The 26,106-nt window shown below is 70.0% G+C and carries 24 protein-coding genes and 2 pseudogenes; 8 read left to right on the top strand and 18 right to left on the bottom strand.

The window, feature by feature from the left end:
• Positions 1-7 precede the first annotated feature (7 nt).
• The 15 genes and pseudogenes from ACRAKJ_RS18870 to ACRAKJ_RS18800 all read right to left on the bottom strand — a co-directional run bounded on the left by ACRAKJ_RS18870 (position 8) and on the right by ACRAKJ_RS18800 (position 13,420).
• Complete coding sequence (locus ACRAKJ_RS18870) at positions 8-2,092, bottom strand: hypothetical protein (protein ID WP_438923378.1); 2,085 nt, start codon at positions 2,090-2,092, stop codon at positions 8-10.
• Positions 2,089-2,553 carry a hypothetical protein gene (locus tag ACRAKJ_RS18865; protein ID WP_438923379.1) on the bottom strand — a complete coding sequence of 155 codons (465 nt, stop codon included), beginning with the start codon at positions 2,551-2,553 and terminating at the stop codon, positions 2,089-2,091. The genes ACRAKJ_RS18870 and ACRAKJ_RS18865 overlap by 4 nt, the downstream gene beginning before the upstream one ends.
• Positions 2,550-5,195 carry an ATP-binding protein gene (locus tag ACRAKJ_RS18860; RefSeq protein WP_438923380.1) on the bottom strand — a complete coding sequence of 882 codons (2,646 nt, stop codon included), beginning with the start codon at positions 5,193-5,195 and terminating at the stop codon, positions 2,550-2,552. Before ACRAKJ_RS18860 ends, ACRAKJ_RS18865 begins: the two co-directional genes overlap by 4 nt.
• Positions 5,192-5,614: a hypothetical protein gene (locus ACRAKJ_RS18855; RefSeq protein ID WP_438923381.1), complete on the bottom strand. Its 423-nt coding sequence runs from the start codon at positions 5,612-5,614 to the stop codon at positions 5,192-5,194. The genes ACRAKJ_RS18860 and ACRAKJ_RS18855 overlap by 4 nt, the downstream gene beginning before the upstream one ends.
• Entirely contained in the window at positions 5,611-5,898 is a 288-nt protein-coding gene (locus ACRAKJ_RS18850; protein ID WP_438923382.1) for a hypothetical protein, read from the bottom strand. Before ACRAKJ_RS18850 ends, ACRAKJ_RS18855 begins: the two co-directional genes overlap by 4 nt.
• The gene (locus ACRAKJ_RS18845; RefSeq protein WP_447009059.1) at positions 5,898-6,827 is read right to left on the bottom strand and encodes a hypothetical protein; all 930 of its coding nucleotides are present in this window, start codon (positions 6,825-6,827) and stop codon (positions 5,898-5,900) included. Before ACRAKJ_RS18845 ends, ACRAKJ_RS18850 begins: the two co-directional genes overlap by 1 nt.
• A gap of 860 nt (positions 6,828-7,687) precedes the next feature.
• Positions 7,688-7,975 (bottom strand): helix-turn-helix domain-containing protein, encoded by a 288-nt coding sequence (locus ACRAKJ_RS18840; protein ID WP_438923384.1) that lies wholly within the window; start codon positions 7,973-7,975, stop codon positions 7,688-7,690.
• Positions 7,965-8,255: pseudogene (locus ACRAKJ_RS18835) on the bottom strand (GP88 family protein); the annotation flags it as partial. The gene ACRAKJ_RS18840 and the pseudogene ACRAKJ_RS18835, both read right to left, overlap by 11 nt.
• 236 nt (positions 8,256-8,491) lie before the next feature.
• Positions 8,492-9,070, bottom strand: a complete 579-nt coding sequence (locus tag ACRAKJ_RS18830; RefSeq protein WP_438923385.1) for a hypothetical protein — start codon at positions 9,068-9,070, stop codon at positions 8,492-8,494.
• Positions 9,071-9,141: 71 nt separating this feature from the next.
• Positions 9,142-9,291 carry a hypothetical protein gene (locus ACRAKJ_RS18825; protein ID WP_438923386.1) on the bottom strand — a complete coding sequence of 50 codons (150 nt, stop codon included), beginning with the start codon at positions 9,289-9,291 and terminating at the stop codon, positions 9,142-9,144.
• Between the two features lie 525 nt (positions 9,292-9,816).
• Positions 9,817-10,191 carry a hypothetical protein gene (locus ACRAKJ_RS18820; RefSeq protein ID WP_438923387.1) on the bottom strand — a complete coding sequence of 125 codons (375 nt, stop codon included), beginning with the start codon at positions 10,189-10,191 and terminating at the stop codon, positions 9,817-9,819.
• Between the two features lie 57 nt (positions 10,192-10,248).
• Positions 10,249-11,199 carry a L,D-transpeptidase family protein gene (locus ACRAKJ_RS18815; RefSeq protein ID WP_438923388.1) on the bottom strand — a complete coding sequence of 317 codons (951 nt, stop codon included), beginning with the start codon at positions 11,197-11,199 and terminating at the stop codon, positions 10,249-10,251.
• Between the two features lie 118 nt (positions 11,200-11,317).
• Entirely contained in the window at positions 11,318-11,845 is a 528-nt protein-coding gene (locus ACRAKJ_RS18810) for a DUF6355 family natural product biosynthesis protein (RefSeq protein ID WP_438923389.1), read from the bottom strand.
• A gap of 253 nt (positions 11,846-12,098) precedes the next feature.
• Complete coding sequence (locus ACRAKJ_RS18805) at positions 12,099-12,530, bottom strand: hypothetical protein (RefSeq protein WP_438923390.1); 432 nt, start codon at positions 12,528-12,530, stop codon at positions 12,099-12,101.
• On the bottom strand, positions 12,527-13,420 hold the full coding sequence (locus ACRAKJ_RS18800; RefSeq protein ID WP_438923391.1) for a hypothetical protein: 894 nt from the start codon (positions 13,418-13,420) through the stop codon (positions 12,527-12,529). The genes ACRAKJ_RS18805 and ACRAKJ_RS18800 overlap by 4 nt, the downstream gene beginning before the upstream one ends.
• 628 nt (positions 13,421-14,048) lie before the next feature.
• Here ACRAKJ_RS18800 and ACRAKJ_RS18795 point away from each other — a divergent pair.
• Positions 14,049-14,849 carry a YczE/YyaS/YitT family protein gene (locus tag ACRAKJ_RS18795; RefSeq protein ID WP_438923392.1) on the top strand — a complete coding sequence of 267 codons (801 nt, stop codon included), beginning with the start codon at positions 14,049-14,051 and terminating at the stop codon, positions 14,847-14,849.
• Between the two features lie 432 nt (positions 14,850-15,281).
• Here ACRAKJ_RS18795 and ACRAKJ_RS18790 read toward each other — a convergent pair whose 3' ends face one another.
• Positions 15,282-16,703, bottom strand: a complete 1,422-nt coding sequence (locus ACRAKJ_RS18790; RefSeq protein WP_438923393.1) for a LamG-like jellyroll fold domain-containing protein — start codon at positions 16,701-16,703, stop codon at positions 15,282-15,284.
• A 76-nt stretch (positions 16,704-16,779) separates the two neighbouring features.
• On the opposite strand from ACRAKJ_RS18790, the gene ACRAKJ_RS18785 reads away from it, so the two are divergent.
• From ACRAKJ_RS18785 to ACRAKJ_RS18770, 4 genes are all read left to right on the top strand, one after another.
• Positions 16,780-17,364 carry a helix-turn-helix domain-containing protein gene (locus ACRAKJ_RS18785; RefSeq protein WP_438923394.1) on the top strand — a complete coding sequence of 195 codons (585 nt, stop codon included), beginning with the start codon at positions 16,780-16,782 and terminating at the stop codon, positions 17,362-17,364.
• Entirely contained in the window at positions 17,259-17,915 is a 657-nt protein-coding gene (locus tag ACRAKJ_RS18780; protein WP_438923395.1) for an IS630 family transposase, read from the top strand. Before ACRAKJ_RS18785 ends, ACRAKJ_RS18780 begins: the two co-directional genes overlap by 106 nt.
• Positions 17,916-17,977: 62 nt before the next feature.
• Entirely contained in the window at positions 17,978-19,174 is a 1,197-nt protein-coding gene (locus ACRAKJ_RS18775; protein ID WP_438923396.1) for an IS701 family transposase, read from the top strand.
• 279 nt (positions 19,175-19,453) lie between these two features.
• A complete protein-coding gene (locus ACRAKJ_RS18770) occupies positions 19,454-20,401 on the top strand; it encodes a cold shock domain-containing protein (RefSeq protein ID WP_438923398.1) in 948 nt (315 codons plus the stop codon).
• A 228-nt stretch (positions 20,402-20,629) separates the two neighbouring features.
• On the opposite strand, the pseudogene ACRAKJ_RS18765 reads toward ACRAKJ_RS18770, so the two are convergent.
• Positions 20,630-20,788 (bottom strand): annotated as a pseudogene (locus ACRAKJ_RS18765) (IS5/IS1182 family transposase); the annotation flags it as partial.
• Positions 20,789-21,175: 387 nt separating this feature from the next.
• Between ACRAKJ_RS18765 and ACRAKJ_RS18760 the strand changes: the two are divergent.
• The 3 genes from ACRAKJ_RS18760 (at position 21,176) to ACRAKJ_RS18750 (ending at position 24,755) form a co-directional block, all read left to right on the top strand.
• Entirely contained in the window at positions 21,176-22,681 is a 1,506-nt protein-coding gene (locus ACRAKJ_RS18760; protein ID WP_438923397.1) for a hypothetical protein, read from the top strand.
• A gap of 137 nt (positions 22,682-22,818) precedes the next feature.
• Positions 22,819-23,949, top strand: a complete 1,131-nt coding sequence (locus tag ACRAKJ_RS18755) for an IS630 family transposase (protein ID WP_447009101.1) — start codon at positions 22,819-22,821, stop codon at positions 23,947-23,949.
• 77 nt (positions 23,950-24,026) lie between these two features.
• Positions 24,027-24,755, top strand: coding sequence for a hypothetical protein (locus tag ACRAKJ_RS18750; protein WP_438926498.1), 729 nt, complete (start codon positions 24,027-24,029; stop codon positions 24,753-24,755).
• A gap of 100 nt (positions 24,756-24,855) precedes the next feature.
• On the opposite strand, the gene ACRAKJ_RS18745 is transcribed toward ACRAKJ_RS18750, so the two are convergent.
• Entirely contained in the window at positions 24,856-25,491 is a 636-nt protein-coding gene (locus ACRAKJ_RS18745; RefSeq protein WP_438926497.1) for a hypothetical protein, read from the bottom strand.
• Between the last annotated feature and the right edge of the window lie 615 nt (positions 25,492-26,106).

Genomic DNA, 26,106 nt, shown 5'->3' with positions numbered 1-26,106 from the left:
TCGCTGGTCAGCCGGGGTCGGTGTCGTCGGGTCGGCGTCCGGGCGCTCGACGTGGTCGTGGTGGCCGGGCCGCGTCCGGACCGTCCTGCTTCACCTGCCGGGGCGGTCGCGGGCGTCCGGTGCTGATCTGGTGGACACCACGACGACTGCGGGCGGGCGGTGGCGGGGTCTTGTCCGGTGGCGCGAGTCCGCGTCCGCCGGGTGGGACGACCCAGACCCGGCGCGTGTCGCCGGTGGCCTGTTCGGTGCCGGTTCCGCCGGGTGGTGCGACCCAGCGGCGGGGGCCGACCGCGGTGGCCCGTTCGGCGTCGAACGTCGCGCCCGGTCGCGCGTCCGGGTCGGGGCGCGGGCCCGGCTTCGGCCGCACCACCAGGCCGGGACCGGAGGTGATCGCGGTGTCGGGACCGGTGCCGTGCGGGCGTGTTCGTCGTCTTCCCGGGCCCTGCGCGTAGGGCTGCACTGTGGTGGGCGGCGTGACGCGGCTGGCGGTCGCCTCGACCGGTCCGCGGTCGATGTCCGCCGCCGTGCCCGCCTGTGACGTGAGCCGGTTACCGGCCGCGCGGGTCGCGGCGGCGGCCAGGCCGACTCCGCCGATCGCCGCTCCACCGGCCACGCGTGCCGCGCCGGCCGCGACGCGGGCGACGCCGCCGAACGTCTTGACCGCCGTGCGTGCCACCGATCGGGTGATCAGCGCGGAGCCGACGCCCATCGTGCGGGCGCCTTCGCCGCCGGTGAGGGAGTCGACCCAGGACTGCATCTGCACCGCCGAGGTCATCAGGGCGATGGTGAGCATGGTGACGATGAAGAACCCGTGCCGGCCGACGAGGCTGACGATGATCGTGGAGGTGACGGTCACCCCGGAGACCGTCGTGGTGATGGTCAGGGCTTGGAGGCTGCGGCCGAGGGTGTGGACGAGGTAGCGGGTGCCGGTCGCGCGTGGCCAGCCGGGTATCGGCCACAGCGTGAGGAACACCAGCCCGGCGACCAGGGCGAGCAGCAGCCCGACGGAGGCGTTGAGCCCGGCGATGACCAGGCGGATCAGCAGCAGCGCCAGGGGCAGCACCAGCAGGGCGAGCAGCAGCACGATGCCCAGCCGGGCCGGGTCCTGGCCGCGGATGTAGTCGCCGTGGGGGCCGAACTCCTCCACGGTGCCCTGCTCGTCGAGGATCTCCATCCACCGCTTCCACGTGTCGTCGTTGGCCAACGCGTGGTGACCTGCCTTGCCGCACACGTCGAGGGAGTTGAAGTGCGCCAGGCACCAGGGTGTGGCGCCGAAGTGGGACCACATGCTGTCGACGAGCCGACGCGTGCCCGCGTGCGGGCTGCCGTCGCCGATGGGCGGAGCCGGGAATCCGGTGGGGTTGTTCGTGTCGGCCACGAACCGGGTGGAGCTGGCGATGACGCCGTCGGCGATCTGCTGCCGCACCCCGTCGACGGTGGTCATCACGGTGGACGGGCCGGAGGCGAACAGCATCGCGGTGGCGGCGGTGGCGATGACCCAGCCCAGGTCGGTGGCGAAGCCGCGGCCTTCGCCGCGCCAGCGGGCGTAGGTCATGACCGCGCCGATCGCGACGGTGGCCGTGATCAGCGGCCAGAACACGTGGTGGGCGACCGAGTTCACCGCCTGGTCGATCCTGTCGCTGGACTCGGCGTAGACGGTGAGGTTGAGCAGCCACTCCAGCAGGGTCAGCGCGCCTTCCAGCACGCCGAGCACGAGCCACATCAGCAGCAGCGTGATCACGCCCATGATCTGGTACACCGGCAGCGCGACATCCAGCCAGCCCGACGCCGAATCGTCGGGCTTGACGGTGATGCCGTAGTCGGAGAACGAGTAGGTCTCGAACAGCGTCTTCGGGCCACTGCCGGCCAGGTCCGGGCCGGTGATCACGTCGTCGGCCACCGCGGTGGGCGTATGCCCGGCGATGAGCAGCCCCACCAGCCAGGCCAGGGTCAGCATGCGCTCGGGCCGGTTCCACAGCCACCGCAGCGGCCGCGGGGCGCGCTCGCGCACCAGCACCACCAGCAGCAGCGCGTACCGGCCCGTGCCGCGCATGAAGTTGGAGAGGCGAGCGGGTATGACGTGGCTGCTCATCGCGCCTCCACGGGCGTAGGTGCCATCGAGTCGACCAGCCACCGGTCCTCGACCCGCACGAGGCTGACCGTGATCTGCCGGAGTACCTGGTCGTGCGCCCGGACCGCGATCACCGCCATCGCGGACTCGGCGGTCCTGCTCGCACTGAGCACCCGGACCTCCGGTCGTGGCCGGCCCTCGGTGGGCAGGCAGCGTGCGTGACGGCCGAGCCGGGCACGCCACCGCGGCGTCGCGAGCAGGCAGGCGTCCGGGTCGTGCGCCTGGTGACGCTGCGCGAAGGCCAACGCCACCGACTCCGGATCGGCGACGTTCAGCGGCACCGCGCGGGCCGAGGGTGGCGTTTCGGGCCACGTCACCGCGATCGTGGTCAGGCCCGCCAGCGCGGCCAGGGACACCGCCGTCGTGAACCGGCCGGCGCGGCACCGTGCGATCGACGTGCTGGAAGACGCGACGGCGATCACCGCGCACGCTCCTGCTCGTCGGCCGACCGGTTCTCGACACCGTGCCGGGTAACGGCCTCGTCGGGTGCTGTGTCGTCGGGTGCTGTGTCGTCGGGTGCTGTGTCGCCTTCGCGGTTGTCGCGGGGGCCGGTGTCCGCAGGATCGGTGCCCGCAGGATCGGTGTCGGTGTCGTAGGCGTAGAGGTCGGCGGAGTCCTCGGCGGCGTCGGTGGACAGGGTGTCGGCGATCCATTCGGTGAGCCGGTCGAAGGCCACCAGGCCGAGCCGGTTGTGGCGGTCGCGCATCACGCACTCGCCCGGCCCCACCATGCCCTGCGCTTGGCGCAAACGCGGGCCCGCGTCGGGCCGGTGCAGCAGCATCGCCTGCGCCTGCTGTTCCTCCCGCCCCACCGCCTCGAACGCGGCCGACATGACCAACTGCTCGACCAGGCCCTCGATGGCGGCCATCTCGACCGCGGACTGGGAGTCCAGCAGCAGGTAGGTCTTGAGGGCGCGGCCGGTGCGGGCCAGCCACTGCACCAGCGAGCGGCCTTCCGGATAGGCGGTGATGCGGTGCAGCTCGGTCAACGCGACCAGCTTGATCAGCTCTCGGACGTGGCGTGACTGCATCAGTGCGTAGGCGGTGGAGGTTCGGAAGGTGGTCATCGCGCAGCGCTGCGGCACCGTCCACTGCTCCGGCAGGCTTCCCGGCTGCGGCAGCCCCAGGCCGTCCAGTCGCAGGTAGACCAGCCCTCGGCCCGAGAGGACGGGTGCGGCGCTGGCGGCGGGGGTGCCCAGCACGGCGCGCACGTCGGATTGCCGGGAGCGCACCGAGAGCGTCTCCCCCAGTGTCCGCGCCGCCTGTGCGGTCGGGGTGTCGCCGGGGGCGGCGACGAGTTCGCCGATCACGGCGGTGGCCGACCATCTTTCGCGGGGCCGGGCCAGGACCCGGTCGATCGCCGCTTCCAGCACCGCCTCGTTGCCGCGCCGGTCGTCGCCGCTCAAGACGCCGAGCAGGGCGTCGAGGGTCAGGGTGCGGGCCTCGTCGGCGGTCGGTGCCCACCGCATCGGGTCCATCGACCCGGCCGCCAGTGGGTCGGTGACGTCGATGACCTGCACCGGAACACCGAGGACGCGGTCGGCGACCTCCACGATCCCGGCCAGGTCGCCCTTGGGGTCGGCCAGCAGGCACCAGGCGCCCTCGGCCAGCGCGGCGAGCACCGTGAGCATCACCGCGGTCGACTTGCCCGACCCGGAACGGCCGGTGAACGACATGGTGGTGGGCATCCGCCGGTCCTCGGCGGTGCGGGAGACCAGGTGCAGCCGCACCGGTCCGGGCGTGGCACCGAGGTTGCCGCCGATGTAGGGGCCGCTGGTGTCGCCGACCGTGGAGCCGCCGTGGAACCACGATCCGGCCAGGGTGCGCATCGGCTGCACCTGCCCGAACTCCGGCACGCGCACCCGGTCGCCCGGTAGCAGTTCCCTCCACAGCAGGTCCTGGATGTTGGGGGCGAGTTCGAGGGCGACGATGCCGGTGTAGCGGCGGCGCAGCGCCTCGACGCGGTCGGTCAGCTCCTCCACGGTCGCGGCGTGCACCACCCACCGCGGGTGCGAGGTCGCCAGCACGTCGACGCGCCGGCGCACCTCCCGGTCACGTTCGGCGAGGGCGAGTTCGGCTTCGTCGACCTCCTCCGGCGGGGCGGTACCCGCCTCACCGGCCTCCAGGGACTGCGACCTGGTCCACTTGCGGCCGGTGCGCAGCAGCGCCAGCGATCCGGTGCGGCCGTGGTTGACCCCGCGCACCGACGCTTCCACGTCCGTCAGCTCGGTCAGCAGCGCCAACCACTCCCCGCCGGGGATCTCCAGCTCGTCGGCGGGAAAGCCGTTGACGGCGGGCACGAGCACCGCCACGTGCCGGGTGGTGTCGGTGGCCGCGTCCCTGGTGGTGACGTAGCGGCCGTCGGGGCTGGGAAGGACCTCGCCGTGCATGAGCGACACCAGCCGCGCACCAGACAGCTCGTCGTCACCGACCGGGGTGAGGTCGGCGGTGCGGCGCAGCTCACGGGCGTAGGCCCACGCGATCGTCGCGGCCGACGCCGGAACGCCTCTCAGAGGACTTTCGCGCAGCTGGCTGAACCAGCGCCGCACGGTGGGCTCCAGTTCGTCGACGCGGTCGCGGGCGTCGCGCAGCATCGCCGCGCGGGAACGCAGCTGGGAGGCGACGGCCCGGCGGCGGCGTTCCCACGGCGAGGCGGTGTCCCGGGTGGGCCAGCGGACGCCCAGCAGCACGATCCGGCGGCGGAAGTGTCCGACCTCGCTGTTGCGCGCGATGCGGTGTGCGCCCAGTTCGATGTAGTAGTCCGCGCCCGGCGCGCGAACACCGGGCGTCGAGGTCCAGCTGTCGCGGTAGTCCTCGGGCGAGTACCGCGCCCACATGATCTTGAGGTGGTATTCGGCGTCGACCGGCAGCAGCGTGTGCATCGCGGTGGCCGCGGCCCAGGTCGCGGCCTCCAGCTCGCCGTCTTCCATCAGCTCGGTGCAACCGTCCGGGATCTGCGCCCACGTCCACACCGCGTCGTCGGTGACCTCGACGCCGTCCTGGATCAGCAACGGCGCGGCGGGCGGATCGGTGATCCGACGCGATGGCTGTCCCTTGCGCGTCACGACGCACCACCTTCCCGATCGGAGTGGGAGACAGAGGTGACGAGGCGGGTGGTGACCAGCAGCCGGACAGGCTGTGACTGGTGGTTGTCGAGTTCCAGCAGTGGATTGCCGATCGGCCGTCGTCGTCCCGGCGCGTGGAACAGCAGCCGATCGCGCCAGGCGGCGAGCATCATCCGGCCGGTGTCGTCGCGCCGGGTGCCGTAGAGCACGAACACCACCGGCGGCACCAGGAACAGCAGCGGGGACAGGCGGTGCAGGATCGGCATGCCCAGCAGCAGGAGCACCGCCCACCACAGGCCGGTACTGGCGGCCGCGATCAGCAGGACACGCCGTTCGACGCCACGTCCCAGCGAGCGGCCGAACAGCTCGTACTGGCGGGTCTGGAGTTTCAGGTGAGCGGTGTCGGTGGGCAGTCTCATGCGGTGCCGCCGATGACGGACTGGATGACGCCCTTGAGGATGTTCTCCGCGGTGTCCGGGAAGAACACGAACACCCCGCACCCCAGCGCGGCGACGATCTGGGCGACCATCTTGCCGGGTTTGTCCTCCATGTAGGACCAGAAGGCGCGCACGCCGAGCACGATCATCAGCAGCACGCCCAGCAGCGCGAAGATCGCGTTCTTGATGCCGTCGAGGTTGACCTGCTGCAACGGTTGGGTCTGCGCCAGGTCCAGCGCGGTCATGATGGTGGTCGCGGTGTTCATCACGGTGCTTTCCCGGTGTCGATGTCGATGCCGGCCAGCAGCCAGCGGTCGTCCTGGCGGTGCAGGCCCACGCGGTAGGTGCAGGTCAGGTGCCCGGTGTTCTCGGCGATCCGCCACACCACGCTCGCCACCCCGGTGCGCTGTTCCGGTGGTGTGCCGGGGTGCGGCTGCGTGCCGCGCCACTGCCGCAGTTCCACGAGCACGGCCGCGTTCTGCAGCGGGGGGATCCGTGCTCGCGGTGCGCGCACGAAGTCCAGCTCGCCGGTGGCCAGCGCTTCGAAGAAGCTCTGCACGGCCTGCCGGGTGTCGCGGGTGAACCGGTCGTCGTTCACCGCCTCGACCGCGGGCACGGGTTCGGGCAGTGTGGTGCCGGGGTCGCCGACCAGAGCGGGAGGCGCGGTCAGCAGCACACGGCCGTCGTGCCGTGCGAGGGGAACCGCGAGGACCAGCCAGCGTGCGGGAAGCGCCCGCCACCCCGGCATGTCCGCCGGTGTGGGCTGTGCGGCCGGAACGCCGGGTTCGTCGGCGGGCGATGAGGTGCCGGGGTCCTCCGCGGGTGGCTGCGTCGATGACGGGTCCTGGGATTCCGCCTGCTCGTCCGGGGCGTAGGGCACGATCCGTACCCGCACGGTCAGCACGGCCTGGTCGGCGCCCGGCCGAGTGCGGCCCAGCACGGCGGGGCTGTCGGCGGACTGGCGGCCCTGCCCGTCCCAGCCGTCGACCTCGCGGTCGGGCAACGCCCACCGTCGCAGCACCTGCTCGCGGCGCTCCCGCTCCCGGGCATCCCAGGACAGGTAGTCCACCGCCACGCCCTCGGCGACCCCGTCGAGCACCTCGTCGGTGATCCCGGGCGCGGGGGGCGCTGTCGACGGTCGCACGAAGCCCAGCAGGGTGACGGTGACGTCGACCGCGCCCAACACCGTCAGCACGGTGATCGCACCCACCACGACCAGACGACGGATCCGCGTCCACGACGGTTCGCGGACGCCGTCGACCACGTCGAAGGCGGAGTGTCGCGCGGAAGCCCGACGCGGCGGCGTGGTACCGCCGGGAGGTACCGGTTCCTGCTGTGGCGGCACCGGGTGGGGTGGCTTCCACAGCGGTACGCCGTGGGGTGGCGCACCGGAGGTTGTCGGGTGTCCGGAGGTTGCGGGCGTCCACGTCGCCGGTCGAGGTCGGGGGCCGCGCGGTGGCCCCGGCCGACCGGTGCCCGCGTGTCCTGGTCCGTCGTGGACGGCGGGAACGGTGCTGTTGGTCCGCCCGGCCGTACCGGCGCGGCGAGCACGCCAGCGGGCGCGGACCTCGCGGTGGTTCCTGCCGGCCATCAGTCGCCACAGCAGATCACCGGCCACGATCTACTCCCCGGACGGCCGACAGCATCGCGAGAAAAGCACACATAAAGCCCCTTGCGAAGACCGATTCATGACGTCATTACGACTTGGACGCGCAGTGCGATATCGACACCATAACTCTCCACCTACTCGGGGAGAGAGTTTTTCCCGCAGATCAGGAAATGCGCTTTCGTTGCATGAAAACTGTGATCCGCGCAATCAAATCCGCACAGCGGATGCTGTGACGTGCCATGATGTCCTGGTGCGCGATCGAGAGCGCACTGTCGGGGAACCGAACGGTCGGTAAGCCGTCGAGCCGTGGGGGCATAGACGACTTACCGGCCGTTCGCGTTGTCAACAATTTCATGTGCCGAAAGTGGGCGCATGCAGACCGTGCGTCGATTCCCGCATGAGCGCGTCGGCGCCGTCTGTGGATGGTGTTTGTGCGGACAAGTCGGCTACTCGGACTCGGCGCGCCGTTCAAGGGTGCTGTGGGCGGTGATGGCGACGAGCCGCTCGCCGATCCGGTAGCGGCGTCCGACCCGTCGAAGGGCGCCGCTGTCCTCCAGGACCTGTACGAGGCGGTGGACGGTGCTCAACGGCAGGCCGCTCAGTTCGCTGATCCGGGCCAGCGTCGTGGGCCCTGGTTGCGGAGCGATGGCTTCCAGCACACGCAGGCAGCGCTCCAGGTAGGAGTCGCGGTCCGATGCCATCGGCCGCGCCCGGTCACGCTTGTCACCGGTCATCGAATTGCTCCGATGCCGGGTCGGGTTGCCGATGCTCCAGGTGCTCCGCCTGGCTCTCTCGTGGTTGAGGGGATCGTGCGCTCGGCCGGGCGGGTCCTGGTCGGTGTCCGGACTTGTGTGCCCGCCACTTGCGGGAGGTCCGCTCGCCGATGCGCTTGCGCAGGTGGGGGCGGTTGTTCTGGGTCATGCCGACCGGTGAGGGTCCGAGTACCGCCAGCAGGTCCGAGGCCGCGTTGGAGTGGTACCCGACCGCGGTGATGGTGGCCTCATCGGGGATGACGCTGCGGCGATCGACCGCGAGCAGAGGTGCCACTACACGGTGTTCACCGCGCATCGTGCTCCGCTCCGCCGGGCGTCGGGCAGCCGGCCGTGACCACGCCGTCCAGTGGACGACCTGCCCGCTTCGGCGCGTCGCACACAGCGTCGGCCGGCGTGCCCGTGCGCTCCGCTCCGCGGTGGCGGGATGAGCAGCGTGCAGGTGTGATGGTGTCGCGTTGGGGTTGGTGACCGCGGTGCTCACCACTGTGTCCGCGCGGCGAAGGTCGGCACGGCCTGTAGCCCGGACCGAGGCGGGCGGGCCAGCAGTGCTCGCCAGTACACGATCTCCTCGGTGAGCACGGCGGGCCTGCCACCGTTGACCAGCGTCGCCCGCACCCGCAGGGCGGGCTGCTCCGGGTCGGGCTCGGTGCCCAGCACGGTGACGAAGTGGCAGGCACGGTGCGCGTCCCCGGCGAGGACCCCGATCGGGGTGGCGCCGTCGTGCAGGATCGCGCGTTGCGCCGCGCTCAGCCCCAGCCTGCCGAGGTGGACCAGCGAGGTGATCGCGGCCACCGGTTCGTCGTCGTGGCCGAGGGCGGGGACCAGGAACCCGTCGCGGCGCACGACTTCTTGCCCCGCCGGCAGGTCGAGCAGCAGCGCCTCGTCCTGATCGAGGGCGTGCACCTGGTCGGGTGCCCGCTGCGCACGCCTCAGGCCGTAGCCCATCCACCAGGACAGTGCGTCGGTGAAGCGGCCCGCGACCCGCAGGGCGCGGGCGAGGAGGTCGGCGCGGTCAAGCACCTCGTCTGTGACGACCGCGGACGCGGTAGGGATCACTGGCTGCCCTCTCTGTGTGGTGTGGCGTTCTCGGCAAGGCCGTGGTTCGCGCAGGCCGGCTCTCGGGGTGGTCAGGTGTGCTGGTGGCCGGCCGAGGCCGCGCTGGAGGTCAGGCCGCCTCCGATGTGGGCGTACTCCTCCCCCGGGCGGCAGGAGGCGCGCAGCGTCGTGACGGCGAGCAGTGCTTGCAGCACCGCCATGCCCGCCAGCGACAGCCGCACGTGCGGCTGTCGGACTGGCTACCGCCAGGGCGCCCCACAACAGCGCCAACCCGAACGCCTTGGTCACGCCCACCCACACCGCGGCACGGACACGGCGCCCTCGAAGCCGGGCGTGCATCGCGAGCAGGGATTCCGCGAGTTGCAGCACGGCCATCATCCCCAGCGCCACGCCCACGTGCGGGAACGCGCCGGCCGCCCCGAGTCCGCCCACAACACCGACAACCCGATCGACGTGGCCGTCTCGATGTGCTGGACAGCCGCCGCGGGCGATCGGTTCTGCGGGAACCGCAGGTCCGGTCGTTCGCCACGGGGCGGTGTTCGCACGCGGAGACGCTTCGCCCCGTAGCCTTCCGCGCGGCCATCAGCAGTCGTCATGTGGGTGTCGAGCGTGGCCGTGGCGGTGGCGCCGTGTATGGCGGCGTCGGCGCGGGACACGGTGGAACTCCTGCCTGGGAATCGGCGGTGGTGGGAAGGGTGTGGCCCGCCCTCCCGGGAAGAGAGGGCGGGCCACGCGCTGAGGGGCGGTCACCCGGTGACCGGGTGCCGGGCGACGACGACCGCCGGTGCCGGTGCGACGACCACGCTGGTCGTCGGCGATCCGGTCGGCTGGCTGCTCGGTACCGGGCTGTCCGGTGCTGTCGTCGACGGCGGAGCGGTCGGCGGGATGGTCGTCGGCCGCGGCGTCGTGGTGGTCGGCTTGGGGGTGGTCGGCTTGGGGGTGGTGGTCGTGGGTTCGGGAGGGGTGATGGTCGGGTTCGTCGTCGTGGTGGTCGGTGGGATGCTCACGCCCGCTGCTTCGGCGGACGCGCCGGCGGTGGTCAGCAGGGTGGTGGTGCCGGCGACGAGCGCACCGGCTGCCACGCCGGCCAGGAGAAGTCGGACGGACAGTGTGATGGACACGGTTTCTCCCTGTGTGTCAATGACTTTCGAGTGGGTGAGGTCTGTTCTGGCGGGCGGTCAGCGGATCATCACGGGTGTTCCCGCGGGCACGGGATTGCCGTTGTAGGTGGTGGTCAGGGTGCGCAGTGCGTCGGCAGGAACGCGGACGCAGCCGTCGGAGCCGGCGGTGCCGAAGACGGTCGGGTCGGGCCAGCCGTGCACGCCGACGGTGCCCGGTCCTCCCCCGTAGGTGGTGTGGGTGTCGGAGTGCGCGCCCAAGGCCAGCAGGACCGGCGTGTAGGTGGCGGTGGGGTCGTGGATCGTCGCGATCACGAACGTCCGCCCCGCGGGGGTGATCGAGTCCGCGGCGCCGATCCCGACTGTCCACCGGCCGATGTCACGGCCGTTGCGGTGCAGCGCCAGGGTGAAGCTCGCCCGGTCGACGCTGATCAGGTAGGGCGTCGTGGCGAGGGTGATCTCCGGTCCCAGGTGCAGCCAGGCCACGCTGGTGTTGGGTCGTGACGGCAGGGCGACCAGGATCCAGCCCGGTCGTCGCTCCAGCACCGGCAACCACGTGTCGACCTGAGCGCGCGTCGGTTCGATGCCGAGCGGCTGCGTGCCGGGCACTGCCGCGACGGGTTCGCCACCCGGTGCCGCGTATGCCACGACGGTGCGGGTGGGGTGCGCCACCGTGCCGTCGGGCACCTGCTCGGGGGACGGATCGCGTGGTGCGCCCGGGATCTCGGTGAAGGTGTCGACTTGAGGCAAGCGGGCGAGCTGCTCCTCGGACACCGGGCGAGGCTGTGGTGGAGCCACATCGTCGACCGTCACGTCGACGGCGCGGTCCGCGTGTCGGCCGACCGAGGGGCCGGGGACGGATTGGCCGTGTCCCCGGTCCTCGGCGGTGGTGAGAGCGAGTGCGGCCACGGTCAGGACGGACAGCGCGAGCCCGCCGAGGGCGATGCCTCGGGTGCGGCGCGTGGCCGTGTTCGCGGGTGTACTCGTCCTGCCGTGGCGCACGGTGGTCACCTCCTGGGTGGTGAGTGGGCGGTCACGTGGATGCGGGTGGGTGTGGTGCGCCGGACGTCCCCGACGACGGCGGTGCACCGGTTCTGGTCGACCAGCGGGTTCGGTGTCGCGGGGTGTGTCAGCAGCCGCGGCCGTTGTAGTAGGCGTAGGTGATCAGTCCGCCCTGGAGCGTGGAGTGGCTGGACAGGTTGGTCGTGCCCGGCCACACGCAGATCGAGCGCGTGGACCCCGCTCCCCACCAGAACTCGACGTTGATCGAGATCTTTCCCGAGCCGCAGTGGACGTAGTAGGAGTTCCGGTTGGGGGCGTACCAGCCGCACGCCTGGGCCGTCACCGCGTCGGTGCCCGCCTGGGCACGCGCCGGGCCGGCGAGGTCGACTCCGCCCTGGATCTGCGAACCGGGGGTGGACACCGTGCCGATGCGGCTCTGGGGGGCGGGTTCGGCCGGTGCCGAGTAGGGCGGCTGGAAGAGTTCCTTCGGGGAGGGGTGCACCTGGATCTGGGAGTACGAGCCGTTCTCGCCGGCGGGTCCGTAGGGGCCGCCCATGGTGATCTGCGCCGAGGCGCTTCCGGCGGTGACGGCCATCGTCAGGCCGAGCGCCAGGCCGGCGATGCCGAGCAGGCGCATGACGAACGTGCGTGTCATCGGTTTCCTCTGCTACTCGATGGGGATGGTGTGCCGCGCCGCTCGCCGTGCTCCCAGGGGGATAGGGGCTTGGGCGGCGGCGTGGCACACCCCGCCGGTCGGGAGTGACCGGCGGTCCTGTGCTCACCTGCCATCCGGCGGTGAGACTCCGACCCGCATGACGGGCCGGTGGTCTGTGGTTGTGTCACCGGGCGGGGCGCGTGGCGCGCAGACCGACACCCGACAAAGGCGAAGTTGTTGCCGTAGAGGAGGTTCAGCGTTCGCTTGAGGTCAGGCTGTGTGCCCAGAAGGCACGGATCGGGCCACAGGAAGTGGCGCCCACGGGTGGGATGTGACCGGTGGCCTCGATGTCCTGGCTCACCGGGCGGGTACCGGCTCGTGCCTGGTGTTCACCGTCGTCGGCGGCCGTGCCCGTGAGCTGGAAACGCTGTCCGCCGGGTAGCTCCAGCACCACGCATCCAGGCTGTCGAGCGGTCCACTCGACCTGCCCGGCGACGGTGATCACCGATCCGCGTGCCTGCGGTGGCGGAATCACCACCGAGGTCATCGCCTGCGCATCGGAGTGCTCCGCCTGCGCGGACTCCGGCACGACGACGTCCTGCGTCTGCGGGGTCGCACAAGCGCCCGCCACCACCAGGCCGCTCGACACCCCCAGCACGGCGCAGGCGCGCCGGTAACGCCTCACCGCAGGTCGCCTTCGTCGACCGGGACGCGCACGTCCCGGAACATCGACTCCGGCAGCGGGAGCGTCTCCTCCCGGGATCGCCACAGCGAGGCCGAGTGGATCGTTCCCGCGGCCGTGATCAGGGAGTTCGGCTGCCCCATCCGCGGCGCCAGGTCGTCGAGGACGGCACGGGCGGTGTCGGCTGTGAAGTCCCGGCCGAGCAGCCAGATCCTCATCGGCAGTCCCGCTCCGCGCAGGACGGCGTAGATCTCCCGGGTGGCGGGCAGGTAGCCCAGCACCCACTGACCGCACCGATCCGGTTGCAGGGCGGCGGACAGGTCGTCATCGTCGCCGTCGCGTCGCCATGCCCAGCCCCACTCCTCGGCCCCGTCCAGGACGGACACGCCCAGTCCGGTGGTCGTGGCCCGCCGGGGATCGAGGGCGAGGAACGTGGTCTCGTCGTCGAAGACGACCACCTGGGCGGGCACGTCCGGAGAGCGGCGCCAACCCTCCGCCGCGGCCCGCAGCGCCCCGGCGGGCGGGTCCAACCCGATCACGAACTCGCGGAGGTCCTCGATCAGGGCACGCGCGTGCTCCATGTCCCGCACGGCCTGGGTGTGCTCGGCCACCGCCTGCTCCAGCCCGCCGCCATCCGGTTGTCGTGCGGACCGGGTTGTCGTGATGCTTCGCTGCGCGGAGTCGAGGCGTTGCAGCGCCTCGGCCGACTCCCGTCGCAGCGCCGCCTCCAGCAGCAGCAGGTCATCGGCGGCGTCCGCGGTCAGCGTCTGCTGCGTCTCGTCGCCGATCAGACGGTCGGTGAGCGCCGGCGGTACGGGGTCGGCCCGGTGCCCGAGCAGCACCAGCAGTCGCCCCTCCACGGTGTGCCGCCACCGCGCTCGACGTGTTTCCACTGATTTCCCCCTGTCATCCACCTTGTCTGTTGGCAGGTGGCGTTCGATCGCGTTGCCCGTCCTTCGTGCGACAGCCGTCCCCCTGGCAGTCCACGAGCGATTCACTTACCGATCACGGGGCAGGCGGCCCTGTGAAGACGTTCCGCGTCGAGAACGGATCACAGATGACGACCGCACCCTTCCGGATCGCCGGCAACAACCAACACCGTTGCCGCTAAAACAATGACACAGACCCTCGCGTCACGTCACGAGAAAAACGCAAAATGAACCAAACAAGCGTTCTACCTGCCGTGATACGTCACTGACGACACGCGACGCCTTTCTCTTGATGGAATGTTTCCACACTATGAAAGCCGCGTGTTCCGCCGAGCGAAAACACATCCGAGCATCATGTCCGACCGACTTTTCGGGTGGTGAAATAATTCCCAACCCGCTTCGGTTCGGCTACGGTATCGAGCGCACGACCGGCGTCCCCCTCGCTTGTCGACGTTGTCATACGACGAAATCCGAAGAGGACAGCCATGCGCACTACGACTTCGAAAGCCATACATCCGTCTGCTCGATGCGCGGTCGCCTCACGCCCTGTGATCGTCGGGCACTGCTCGGGTCTGCGAGGGCGGGGATGACCGTGACCGACAGGGTTCTCACGGGCTGCGGAGCCCGGTTGTTCCTCCTGGTCACGGGGACCGTGTCCATGGGGGTGGGCATCGCGCTGCTGGTGCGCGCGAAGCTGGGTCTACTGCCGTTGGACGTGCTCCACACGGCGATCAGCCGGCACACCGGCTGGACGATGGGCGGCGCGTTCCTCGCCGTGCAGGCGGTCCTGCTGCTGGTCTACCTGCCGCTGCGGATGCGCCCCGGCGCGGGGACCGTCATCGCCGCGACGGTGCCCGCGGTCGTGTGCGACACGGTCTTGGCGCTGCTGCCGGAACCGGTCCTGGGGTGGCGGGTGGTACTGCTGCCGGTCGGCGGCGCGGTGTTCGCGGCGGGTATCGCCCTGTACCTCGGGGCCGGGATGGGTGCGCTGCCGCGTGACGGCCTGATGCTGGAGCTGCACCGTCGCCGGCCGTGGATGCGCCCGGCGGTGATCCGCGTCGTCGCCGACACCGGCTGCCTGCTCGCGGGCTGGCTCGCCCTGGGACCGGTCACCGCGGTCGTCGACGGCACCGTGGGCTTTGGGTCGCTGCTGCTGGCCGGTGTGCTCGGGCCGGGCATCGCGGCCCTGCTGCGCCGGACGAGCCGGTCGGCCACGACACCCGCGCCCTGCGACGCCGGCGGGTCGCTGCACGCTTCTCCCCCGCCGGAGCCGCTCACCGAACCCCGTCGACGCACAGGCACCGACCCGGCCGGGCGGAACCGTTCGCGGCCTGGCCGGACGCGGAGGTCCGGCATGCCGGGCGGGGATCTCACCCACCACCTCAAGCGCTGACATCCCGTCGCGCTTCCCGATCTGCAAGTAGGTGTTTCGGATCAGTGGAACAAGGCGTGAGCGACGGGTGGGCGAGCCGGCCGGTCAGCGGGGTAAGAGGTGCTCGTGGCTCGGCCGCGCGGGCACGGCGTCGTCGAGCCTCAGGTTCTCGACGGGGTCGAGCAACGGCCATCACCACCGGTCCGTTCCGCCCGGGATCGTCGCCCGGGCAGTGGAGCGGACCGCGTCCGGCCCGGCTGTGGACCCCGGCGGTGGACAACGCCCGTGCGGGGTCGTCGGCCACACGCGGGGCCACTACGGCTGTGCCCCTCCCGTACGGCGGGTGCGGGCGGCCTTCGGGTTGATCCCGTAGACGGTCAACGCGGCCCTTCGGGCAAGGGGATCACGCGACCCGGGGCCCACGAGGGCGCGATCCGGTGCCCGGTCGGTCCCTCAGCGGCGGGTGAACCGGCGGTACTGCCGGGCCACCAGGTCGGCGGATGCGGCGACGTCGAGGAACATCAGCGAGTCCACCCGGCACGCGCAGGGGTTGCGCTCGGCTGTGCCCTGCGGGAAGCTCCCGCCGATCTTGATACCCCTCGGGTCGGTGGGCGAGGCCCCGGTCCCGTCGACCTGCCACGGGTCCCCCGGTGTGGTGTAGGACCCCGGCAGGGCCCGGCCGTCGCGGTAGAGCGCCATCTCGCCCGTGGTGAAGTCGAACGTGGCGGCCAAGTGCACCCAGCGGTTCGGCGGCAGCACCTCACGCCAGTCCAGGTCCGCGGCGTAGGTCTGCGACGCGCCGCCGTCGACCCGGCGCCCGAGGGCGACCAGCCGCAGTTCCCCGTCCACCTCGAACGCCTCGATCAGCGCCCGGACGGCGTGCCCGTCGGAGTCGCCGCTGAGCAGGCCCGCCAACCCGACCGCGCCGTGGCCCGGGGCGGGGTTCCCGCCGGTGGTCTTGAACCAGCCCATGATGGTGATCCCGTCAACGCCGTTGAACGCACTCAACGACTCGGCGCCGTCCGGGTCCCACACCCCGGCCTTCCAGTCGTCGTTCGCACCGGGCCGCGGACCCAGTTCCAGTGCTTTGCCGCCGCCCCGGAAGGCGCTGTCGTCCACGCGCATCCGATCGCCGCCGTTGACCAGGTCGAGCAGGGTTCGCGACCGACCGAGGTCGAGTTCTCGGGCGCCGTCGACGGGGAACGGGTGCTCGAAGTCGTAGTGCGCGACCAAGTGGCGGGCGACGCCGAGGGCCACCTCGGGTCGCGGGGCCTCCCGCGTGCCGACGACCTTCCAGACCCGGCCGTCGGCCTTGGTCACCAGGTACAGCTCACCGGCCGCGTCCGTGCCGAACCACAGGTCCACCCGCCCGTCGCCGACGAAGGCGGACATCCGCCGCTCGTTGCCCCGGGTGTCGAACAGCGCCGGCTCGTGCAGCCGCGCGGCGGGCCTGCCGCGCTTCATCTCGGACACCTCGGTGTGGAAGACGCGGCCGTCCACCAGGTCGCCGAAGACGTACTTGCCGCGCAGCCGCGGCACGGCGCGGCCCCGGTAGACCTGACCGCCGGAGATGGCGTGACCGCTGTCCTGCGTGCACGGCCACCCGGCCGGCGGGTCGTGGTCGTAGGCCGCCACCGGGTAGGTGTAGCCGTACCGGTCGTCGTCGGCCGGGAGCGGGTACAGGTGGCACTCGTCGCCGCGGCGGTAGGTGAACGCGCCCTCCCGCTCGCTCCAGCCGAGGTTGTCACCCGCGCGGACCTCGTACACCGCCTCGATCGAGTGCTGGCCGATGTGCTCGAGGTAGAGCGCGTGCTCGCCGCCGCGGTCCCAGGTGAAGCGATGCGGGTCGCGCATGCCGTAGGCGTAGATCAGCACTTCCCTATTAGTGCTGCGTTCCTCAATGATGCCGTATGTTAATCGTCGATCAAGGTCGATCGACGAGGAGCTGCACGTGCCGAAAGTGCTGGTAGCGCGATTACCGATCGACGTGGCGGAGGAGCGGGCGATCCGGAAACTGGCCGGAGCCCGACACGCCCCCGGTGACTGGATCCGGCGTGCGAGGATCGTGGTGGCCAGCTGGAAGGGCGGGTCGACCAAGGACATCGCGGCCGAGGTCGGATGTCACCCGCAGACCGTGCGTGAGTGGCTGCACCGGTTCAACATCAACGGATTGGACGGCCTGGGCGACCGTCCGGGAGCGGGGCGCCGCCCTCGGTTGACCGAGGACGAGCGCAGCCGGATCGTGGCGATGGCGCGTACCCGGCAGCCGCCGGGCCGACTCACCCGGCAGTCCGACGGCACCCTGGACGCCGAGCGGGAAGGCGGTCCGGCGCACTGGACGCTGGACTCGCTGAGCGAGGCCCTGCAAGCCGACGGCATCACGGTCGGACGCAGCCAGATCCGCCGCATCCTGCTCGCCGAAGGCGTCCGGTGGCGTCGGACCCGTTCCTGGACCACGAGCAACGACCCGGAGTTCGTCCCAAAAGGACGCACATCGTCGGGCTCTACACCGATCCGCCGGAGAACGCGACCGTAGTCTGCGCCGACGAGCTCGGCCCCGTCATCCCCCGCACCTTCCCGCCCGCGCCCGGCTGGTCCGGTGACGGACACCGCATCAAAGCACTCCTGGACTACTCCCGCGGACCGGAGAAGACCTGGGTCTACGGCGCCGTCCGCGTACATGACGGCCAGGCCGTCACCCTCACCGCCTCGTCACGCAACAGCCTTTACTACCAACAGTTCCTGGAGATGCTGGAACAGGCCAATCCGGTCGGCGACATCCACGTGATCACCGACAACCTCTCCAGCCACAACAGCAAGTCCACCCGCGAATGGCTGCTCGACCACCCCCGCATCAAACACGCGTTCATCCCCGTCGGAGCCTGCTGGCTCAACCTCCAGGAACCCTGGTGGCGACTGTTCCGTCGAGAGGCCCTGGCCGGACAGAGCTTCGCCGACCCCAGGGAGATCGACCAGGCCACGCAACAGGCCACGGCCGCCCTCAACGCCCGCGCAAAGCCCTGGGTATGGGGACGCCCGGCGCACAAACCGAGGAAGCTACGACGCCGTTTTATCTACCACCTTTGAGGAACGCAGCATTAGTACTCCAGCGGCACTTCGTGATCATGTTCTGGTAGCTTGTCGATCTTGTGTTGGTCGATGAGGACGTCCAGGCGTGGGTGAGCGGCTTGGACGAGTTGTTCGGGCGGGTGGCGGGACGGTTTCTGCGGGTGGAGCCGCGTCGGCGGGCTCGGGCGTATGTGCGGGGGCTGTTGGCTCCGATCGCGGGCAAGAACGGCTGGACGTTGGCGGAGGTGGCCGGTGAGGCGACCCCGGACGGGATGCAGCGGTTGCTCAACGCCGCGACGTGGGACGTCGACGGGGTCCGCGACGATGCCCGTGACTACGCGGTGGAGCACCTGGCCGACGCCGATGGTGTGCTGGTGGTGGACGAGACCGGATTCCTGAAGAAGGGCAGCAGGTCGGCCGGAGTGCAGCGGCAGTACTCCGGCACCGCCGGTCGGATCGAGAACTGTCAGCTGGGCGTGTTCCTCGCTTACGCCACTGGCAAGGGCCGGACGCTGATCGACCGGGAGCTGTACCTGCCCAAGTCCTGGATCGCGGATCGGGAGCGGTGTCGGGAGGCGGCGGTGCCCGACACCGTGGAGTTCGCGACCAAGCCCGTGCTCGCCCGCGCGATGCTGGCCCGGGCGTTGGACGCCGGCGTGCCGGCCCGTTGGGTGACCGCGGACGAGGCATATGGCGGCGACTCGAAATTCCGGGCCTGGCTTGAAGATCGACGTATCGCCTACGTGGTGGCCGTGCCGAGCAGTCAGACCATCCCGGCCACCGCGGGCGCCACCCGCGCCGACCACCTGACCGCCGACGCCCCGGAAGCGGCGTGGAAGCGCCGCAGCTGCGGCCAGGGCGCCAAGGGGCCACGCCTGTTCGACTGGGCGGTGGCCTCGTTACCCGTCTACGACGACACCACCCCGCCGGGCTGGCGGCGGTGGCTGTTGATCCGCCGTTCCCTGGCACCCAATCGTCGTGGCGAGCACGAGTTGGCCTACTACTTGTGTTGCGCCCCAACGGGGACCCTCGATGACGACCTGATCCGGGTGGCGGGCATGCGGTGGGCTGTCGAGGACTGCTTCCAGACCGCCAAGACCGAGGTCGGCCTGGACCAGTACCAGGTCCGCCGCTACGACGCCTGGTACCGCCACATCACCCTCGCGATGCTCGCCCACACCTACCTCGCCGTCACCGCCGCCATCGCGCCAAAAGCCCTGGCAGCGGCCTCATCCCGGTCACCCTCGGCGAGGTCAGGCGTCTCCTGGCACACCTGATCACCACCATCCCGGACCGCGTCTTCACTTGGACCTGGTCCCACTGGCGCAGACGCCACCAACACCGCGCCAAACAAGCCCACTACCAGCGAAGACAGGCCCTATACAACGAAGTGCCGCTGGAGTATTAGATCTGGTCTCAAAACTCGGCGTGTCGCTAGGTGAACCAACGGCCCGCCCCTGGCTCCGCACCGCCCGCCCGTGGGCCCGGCCCGACGGACCGGAAGTCCGTCAGAGAGACTGGGGGCCAGTGCCCGCCCTCTCGACCTGGAGCCTTTGATGCCGCAAGGGACCGTCCGTTGGTTCGACGCCGAACGTGGTTTCGGCTTCCTCGCGCCCGAAGACGGCTCGCCGGACGTGTTCGTGCACGCCTCCGAGATCGTCGAGGACGGCGGCGCGAAAGTGCTCCGCGAGGGTCAGGCCGTGGTGTTCGAGGTCGGCGAGAACAACCGCGGGCCCCAGGCGCTGCGCGTTCGCGTCACCGCCGATGCGGCCACCGGCAGCGCCGTGGGCCTGCTCGGCACCGTCAACTGGTACGAGCCGGGCAAGGGGTACGGCTTCGCGTCGCCGGACGGCGGCGGCGCCGACATCTTCGTGCACAGCTCCGCCATCGTGACCGGCGGCGTGGTCACCGAGGGGCAGCGGGTGGCATTCCTGATCGTCGAAGGCGAGCGCGGCCCGCAGGCCGGGCACGTGATCCCGCTGGGAGCAGGGGCCGGCTCACCCGCTGCGGCTGGTATCTCGGACGGTGCCGACGGCACGGTGGCCTGGTACGACGAGGACAAGGGCTTCGGCTTCATCAACCCCGACTCCGGCGCCGGGGACATCTTCGTTCACGCCCAGGCCCTGGCCGAGGGGCTGACGTGGCTCGCGGAAGGCGACCGCGTCGCCTACGAGGTGGCTCGTGGAGACAAGGGCCCGCAGGCCCGCGACGTGCACCTGGTCCGGAGCGCCGAGCCCCAGACGGCGCCGCAGCGGTCGGCACCTGCCGCGGCCGCAGGGCCGGCCGCGCGGGACGTGCCCGTACGAGGCGGCGAGGGCGTCGTCGCGCGCTACGACGGCGACCGCGGCTTCGGCTTCATCACCCCGGACGCAGGCGGCGACGATCTCTTCGCCCACGCGTCCGTGATCATGGGGTCGGAGCCGCTGCAGAAGGGTGACCGGGTCCGGTACGCGGTGCGTCAGAGCGACCGGGGCCCGCAGGCCGACCGCATCGAACGCCTCTGAAGAGGCGGCCCCACCGATGGCTGATCACTTCCCGACGGGAGTGCTCGTTCATCCCCGTCGATGGTGCCGTCAGCAACGCGGCTGCAGCCTCCTCCAGGAGATCGATCTCCCTCGTGGTGACGGGGCCCCGTGCCGACCCGAGGACCTGCTCCGCGCTCAGAAGCTCACCAGTCACCCCACCCAACGACACAGAGCCACCGATGTATCCCCAACGAGTGAATGGATGCGTTAGACCTGGTCGCAGAGCTCGATCTTTATGAGCCGGCGGACGTTGATCACGGTGCAGGCCGGCGTGAGTAGCGCCGGCGTGGTGCGTTCGGTCCGGTCGTAGCGCAGCCCGAGGCGTTTGAACCGTAGCAGCCAGGAGATGGTGCGTTCGACGACCCAATCGAAGAATGCGCCGAGTGCGACTCACACCGTTGCCCGGCCGTCCGCCTCCCAGACGGCCGCGCGCTCTGCCAGTCCTGCTGGAAGAGCCGACGGTCCATGCACACATGCGTGTCTTGCGGGAAGACGGCTGCCGCAGCCCTCATCGACGAGAAGGGCGCCTACTGCCACTTGTGCTACACCCGGCATCGGCGTCCGCGACGGACCTGCGGCCGCCTCGGCAAGATCGCCCGCAACGCTCACGGCGATCAGCCCGACCTCTGCGACAGCTGCTACCGAGGACCGGAACGGACCTGCTCACGTTGCGGACGGGTACGACCTTGCCAACGGATCACCTCCGGCGAGCCGATTTGCCACACCTGCTACGCCCGTGACGAGCGTCCCCGCATGACCTGCGCTCGCTGCGAACGCGACAAGCCCGTCATGACCTACTGGCCGATCGGACCGGTCTGCCAGAGCTGTTACACCGCCATCGTCCGGTCCCCAGCCGAATGTTCCCGCTGCTACGAGCGTCACCCGCTCATCGCCCGGGACGCCAGCGGGGCCGGGCTCTGCGGTCCCTGCGCAGGGCATGACGTCGACTACAGCTGTCGGCAGTGCGGACGGTCCGGAAACCCTTACGGGCACGGACGTTGCGCCCACTGCGTCCTCGCCGACAAGGTCAACGACCTGCTCTCCGGTCCAGACGGGACCATTCCAGGTCAACTCCAGCCGCTCGCGGACGGCCTCACCAGCACTCACGCGCCGTTCAAGGCCATCCAGTGGGTTCACGAGCATCCGAACGCCCGATTGCTGGCCGCGTTCGTCACCGAAGGCCGCCCGATCAGTCACTACCTGCTGGACGAGCTGCCGCCCGGTGCCGCTCTTCAGCATCTCCGGCAGATGATGGTGCAGACCGGGGTGCTCCCCGAACGACACGAGGATTTCGAGCGTGTTCCGGCCTGGTTGGAGCACCACCTGGCCGACAAGTCGGTCGAGCACGCCAACCTCGTCCGCCCGTTCCTGCACTGGCACCTGCTGCGCCGAGCCCGAAGCCGGGCGGGCAAACGCGCTTTCCCCACCACCGTCGGCCGTGATCTCCGCCGCCGGATCCTGGTTGCCCTCGACCTTTTGGCCTGGATCAACGCCCAGGAAACCACCTTGGCAGACCTCCGCCAGGACGACCTCGACCGATGGCTTGACGAGGAAAACACCCAGCGCCGCAACCGGGTCCGCTACTTCCTCGGCTGGACCGCTGACCGCGGCCTCAGCCGCCGGCTCACCGTTCCTTCCATCCCGCACCAGGAACCCGCTGACCTACTCGACGACGACGAACGCTGGCAACTCGTGCAGCGCTGCCTGACCGACGAGACCCTTCCCATCGAGGCCCGGGCGGCCGGAGCGCTCATCATCCTGTTCGCCCTCCAAGCCCAGCGGATCCGGCACCTCACCGCAGATCAGCTCACCGAGAAGGGAGACGACACCTACCTGACGGCGGGCCGTCACCCGATCCTGCTGCCGCCGCGACTCGGCGCTCTGCTCCGTGGCCTGGCCTCCCGGCCGCCGACCCCGCTCATGATCCCCCACGGCCCGAACACACCCAGGTGGCTGTTCCCCGGCCGCGTTCCCGGGCAACCAATCGATGGGCACAGCCTCACCAACCTGCTCAACCGCCACGGCATCAGCGCCCGGACCGCCCGTAACGGCGCCCTCGCCGCCCTCGCCGCCGACCTCTCGGCCGCTATCCTCGCCGACCTCCTCGGCCTTCACGTCAACACCGCAGTCCGCTGGGTCACCTACGCCCGCCGAGACTGGGCCGACTACCTTGCCGCACGAACCGCCGAACAAGTGTCAGGCGGTGGCGATTCTGACCTCCGCCAGGCTCGTGACCAGGGGTTGCGCCAGTCGTGGTGACCGGGGTCTAGTGGCGCGTCTCGGAGGGTTGACCCGGTAATCGATCGGTTCGGCTGATCGGCGAGGCTGGTCCCGCATGTCGAGTGCGGGAGGTGGTTGTGGCTCGTCGGCCGAGCGTGTTCGTCCGGGCGTTGTCGATGGAGGAAGGCCGGAAGATCCAGCGGATCACCAGAACCGCGAAGGACCCGGTGCGGCTACGCCGGGCGATCGTGGTGCTGATGTCCGGCCAGGGCCAGGCGGTCCGGGACATCACCTCGTTGATGCAGGTCAGCGAGGATTACGTCCGTGATGTGATCCACGCGTTCAACGAGCGGGGGTTCGCGGCGCTGGACCCAAAATGGAGCGGCGGGCGGAGTCGGACGATCGGTGAGGCGATCCGTGAACGGATCTGCCTGATCGCCCGCACTGCGCCCGCCGACTGGGGCATCACCGCGTTCTCCACCTGGTCGCTGTCCAAGCTGCGCGACCACCTGCTCGACCGCGGCACCGTCGCCGCGATCAGCCGGGAAACGCTGCGCCGCATCCTGCGCGACGCCGGCGTCTCCTGGCAGACCACCACCACCTGGAAGGCCTCCACCGACCCGGACTTCCTCGCCAAGATGCAGCGGATCCTCGATCTCTACGACCACCCACCCGCCGACGGCAGGGTGATCTGCGTCGACGAGTTCGGACCGCTCAACCTGCTGCCGCGCAAGGGCAAAGCCTGGCGACCCACCGGGTCGCCGCGCCGATTACGGGCGACCTACAACCGCCACCACGGCGTGATGCACATGCTCGCCGCACTCGACCTGACCACCGGAAAGATCCACTACCGCATCCGGCGCCGCAAACGCCACCGCGAGTTCCTCGACCTGCTCAAGACCCTGCGCGCCCGCTGGCCCGACCAGCGGCTCTACCTGATCATGGACAACTTCTCCCCGCACCGGCACCCCGACGTCCGCCAGTGGGCCGCCGAGAACGACGCTGAGTTGGTGTTCCTGCCGACCTACTCCAGCTGGTTGAACTGGATCGAGGCGGAGTTCGCCGCCCTGCGCTACTTCGCCCTCAACGGCACCGACCACCTCACCCACGCCGAACAGAACGCCGCCATCGGCTCGTTCATCCGCTGGCGCAACGCCCGCGCCCAGCCCAAGACCGGCTTCGCCACCGACTCACCCATCCGCACCTGGACCCATTACCGGCCAAGGCTGCGTGACAAGCCACTAGCCGCAAGGTCTGACCGATCACGCCCCTGTACGCCCAACGTGACGGACTGCGGAGCAAGTTGACCCGCGCGCACACCTACCTCGTCCAACCGAAAGCCCTACAGCGGCTTAGGCTTGCCGATCTACCTTCTGGAGGCGACATGGCTGAGCGTGTGGTGCCATATGAGGTCTTCTATGTGCCATGGAGCCTTGGCGACAGCGACGCGATGGCGCGGTACGCGGCGACGTGGCTGAACAAGCAGGCGGGCACGCCGCTAGTGCTCTTCCCCGACAAGCCCAGCAGTGAAGAGGACGCCACCCTCAACCGGCTGACCGCGGGTGCGGCGGTGACTTGGCGAAAGAGCTTCCGCATGGCCCAGTGGTCTCAGGGGCCAGTGCTGGCGGCGTGGCCAAGCGGCAGCGTCTTGGAGTTGCTGTCCAAGGAGCTTCGCTCCAAGGTCACAGCGCTGTGCGTGATGGAGTGGGGCGACAGCGACCAGGACTGCATCAACTGGTTGGCCGGGCATCAGGCCCGCAGTGTGGTCGACGGCCAAGTGCACCCGCGCAGCGAGGTCACGCTCGACCCGGTGGTCGAGGTAGCCATGCGTTTCCTCGAGCAGCGCGTCAACCACGGCAACAGCCTGGCTGGTGTCTTCGATCGGCGCGACGCCATCGAGACGTTGCAGGTGCTGCACAAGGCCGGCTACCGGTACGACCTCGATGATCTATGCATCTGGTCGTACGCCAACGGCTTCAACTTCAGCGAGGTGGAGCGCCTGCGCGAGTTCGCCGTGGGGGTTCAACAGGGCAAGCGGTTCCAGCTGAAGGCCGGACGAGCGCTGCGACCTGACATCGTGAAGGTTTGGAGAGCTGAAGCCGAGGGACGCTAACTACACGGCGTCGTTCCCTATGGTTGCCTCCTCCACTGCCATGGCGCTTCTAGGTCGGCCAGTGCTTCGACAGTGTCCGATCAACCAGGAGTGCTTCGACCTATGGTCGAGTAATGACTGTCCCGTACATGGCCGTCGCAAGTTGATCGATGCTCGCTGCCAGACGCTCCTTTGCCCCCGGCTGAGCCATGCCGCGACGGCTCGGGTGAGGTCCGACGAAGACCGGAACGCCCAGCAATTCGATGAGCTTCGTTGTGGCAGCCCGTCGCCACTCAACACGGGCGATGCTGCCCAGCAGTAGAACCGCCTCGATCTCAGGCAGCAGCGCCAGCAGCCGCGGCAGCCATTGCCGTGCATCGCTGATGCCCTTGCGAGAAGGGTACGGTGAGACGGTCGGCCAGGGCACGGTGTTCCAGTGCAGTATCTGGTGCCAGTTCACACCAGCCCGCCGATACTGGTGGTAACACCGCTCGGCGGAGGGGTCGTCGTTCTCCAGGCTGAGCAGGCCGGATCCGTTCGCCTTCGCTGTCTTGGGTCCGGGCGACTGGAGCAGCACAAGTGCTTGAGCAGCGGTGCCAGCGAACTCCGGATCTGGATACGGCACGTCGCCGGGCATTAGCCCCCGAGCAGCCGCGATCTCATCGGCGAGGGCGACGAAGGGGGCGATGTGCGGTTCGCCCAGGCGGGCGTGTTTGGCACGGACGACATCTGGCGACCGGTTGGCGCGTGCGGGCATGGCGCGTCTCCTCGTGGTTGTAACGTCCCTCCTCCAGAAGCGGATCTCGTGTCAGGCTCGTTACAGGCCACCCGGAGCTTCTTCCCACTGCGCCCGGCGAGCCGCCTTTCCCTCCCGTTCCTCGGCGATGCGCTGCTCTCCTTCCAGCTCCTTCAAGACGCCGTGAGCTTGTCCCCGAGCGACCAGCGCGCGCGAACGGTCCGCCCAGTGGCGCCGTCGACCGTTGTAGGTCCAGTTGCAGCTACACAGGCGGCCACTCGGCGCGTACTGCGACGCACTGTAACGAGTAGACCACAGCGCGACACTATCACCCCTGGGACCAGGTTGACGCGTATGTAACGAACGTCAGCCGCGAACGATCTATTGACTACTCCACCACTAGAGCGGAACGACTTTGACTGACGTAAACTTATCTGTTCGCACCGATCTGGCCGCGCAATGAGCGGGCCTATTAGGAAGTACTTCGGACCGTATCTAAACCGATGGATTCTGACGATCGGTGGCGCAGCACTCCTCGGACCGATAGTGTTTGGCGTCCAGCCTTGGGACACAGACAATCCCGTATTTTGGGTAACGGCACCCTTCTGGGCAGGACTGTTCGGCATCGGGGTTCTA

It is taken from the genome of Saccharothrix sp. DSM 118769 (assembly GCF_052936295.1).
The sequence above is the reverse complement of the archived record's forward strand: the minus strand, read 5'-3'. Positions and strand labels throughout refer to the sequence as shown.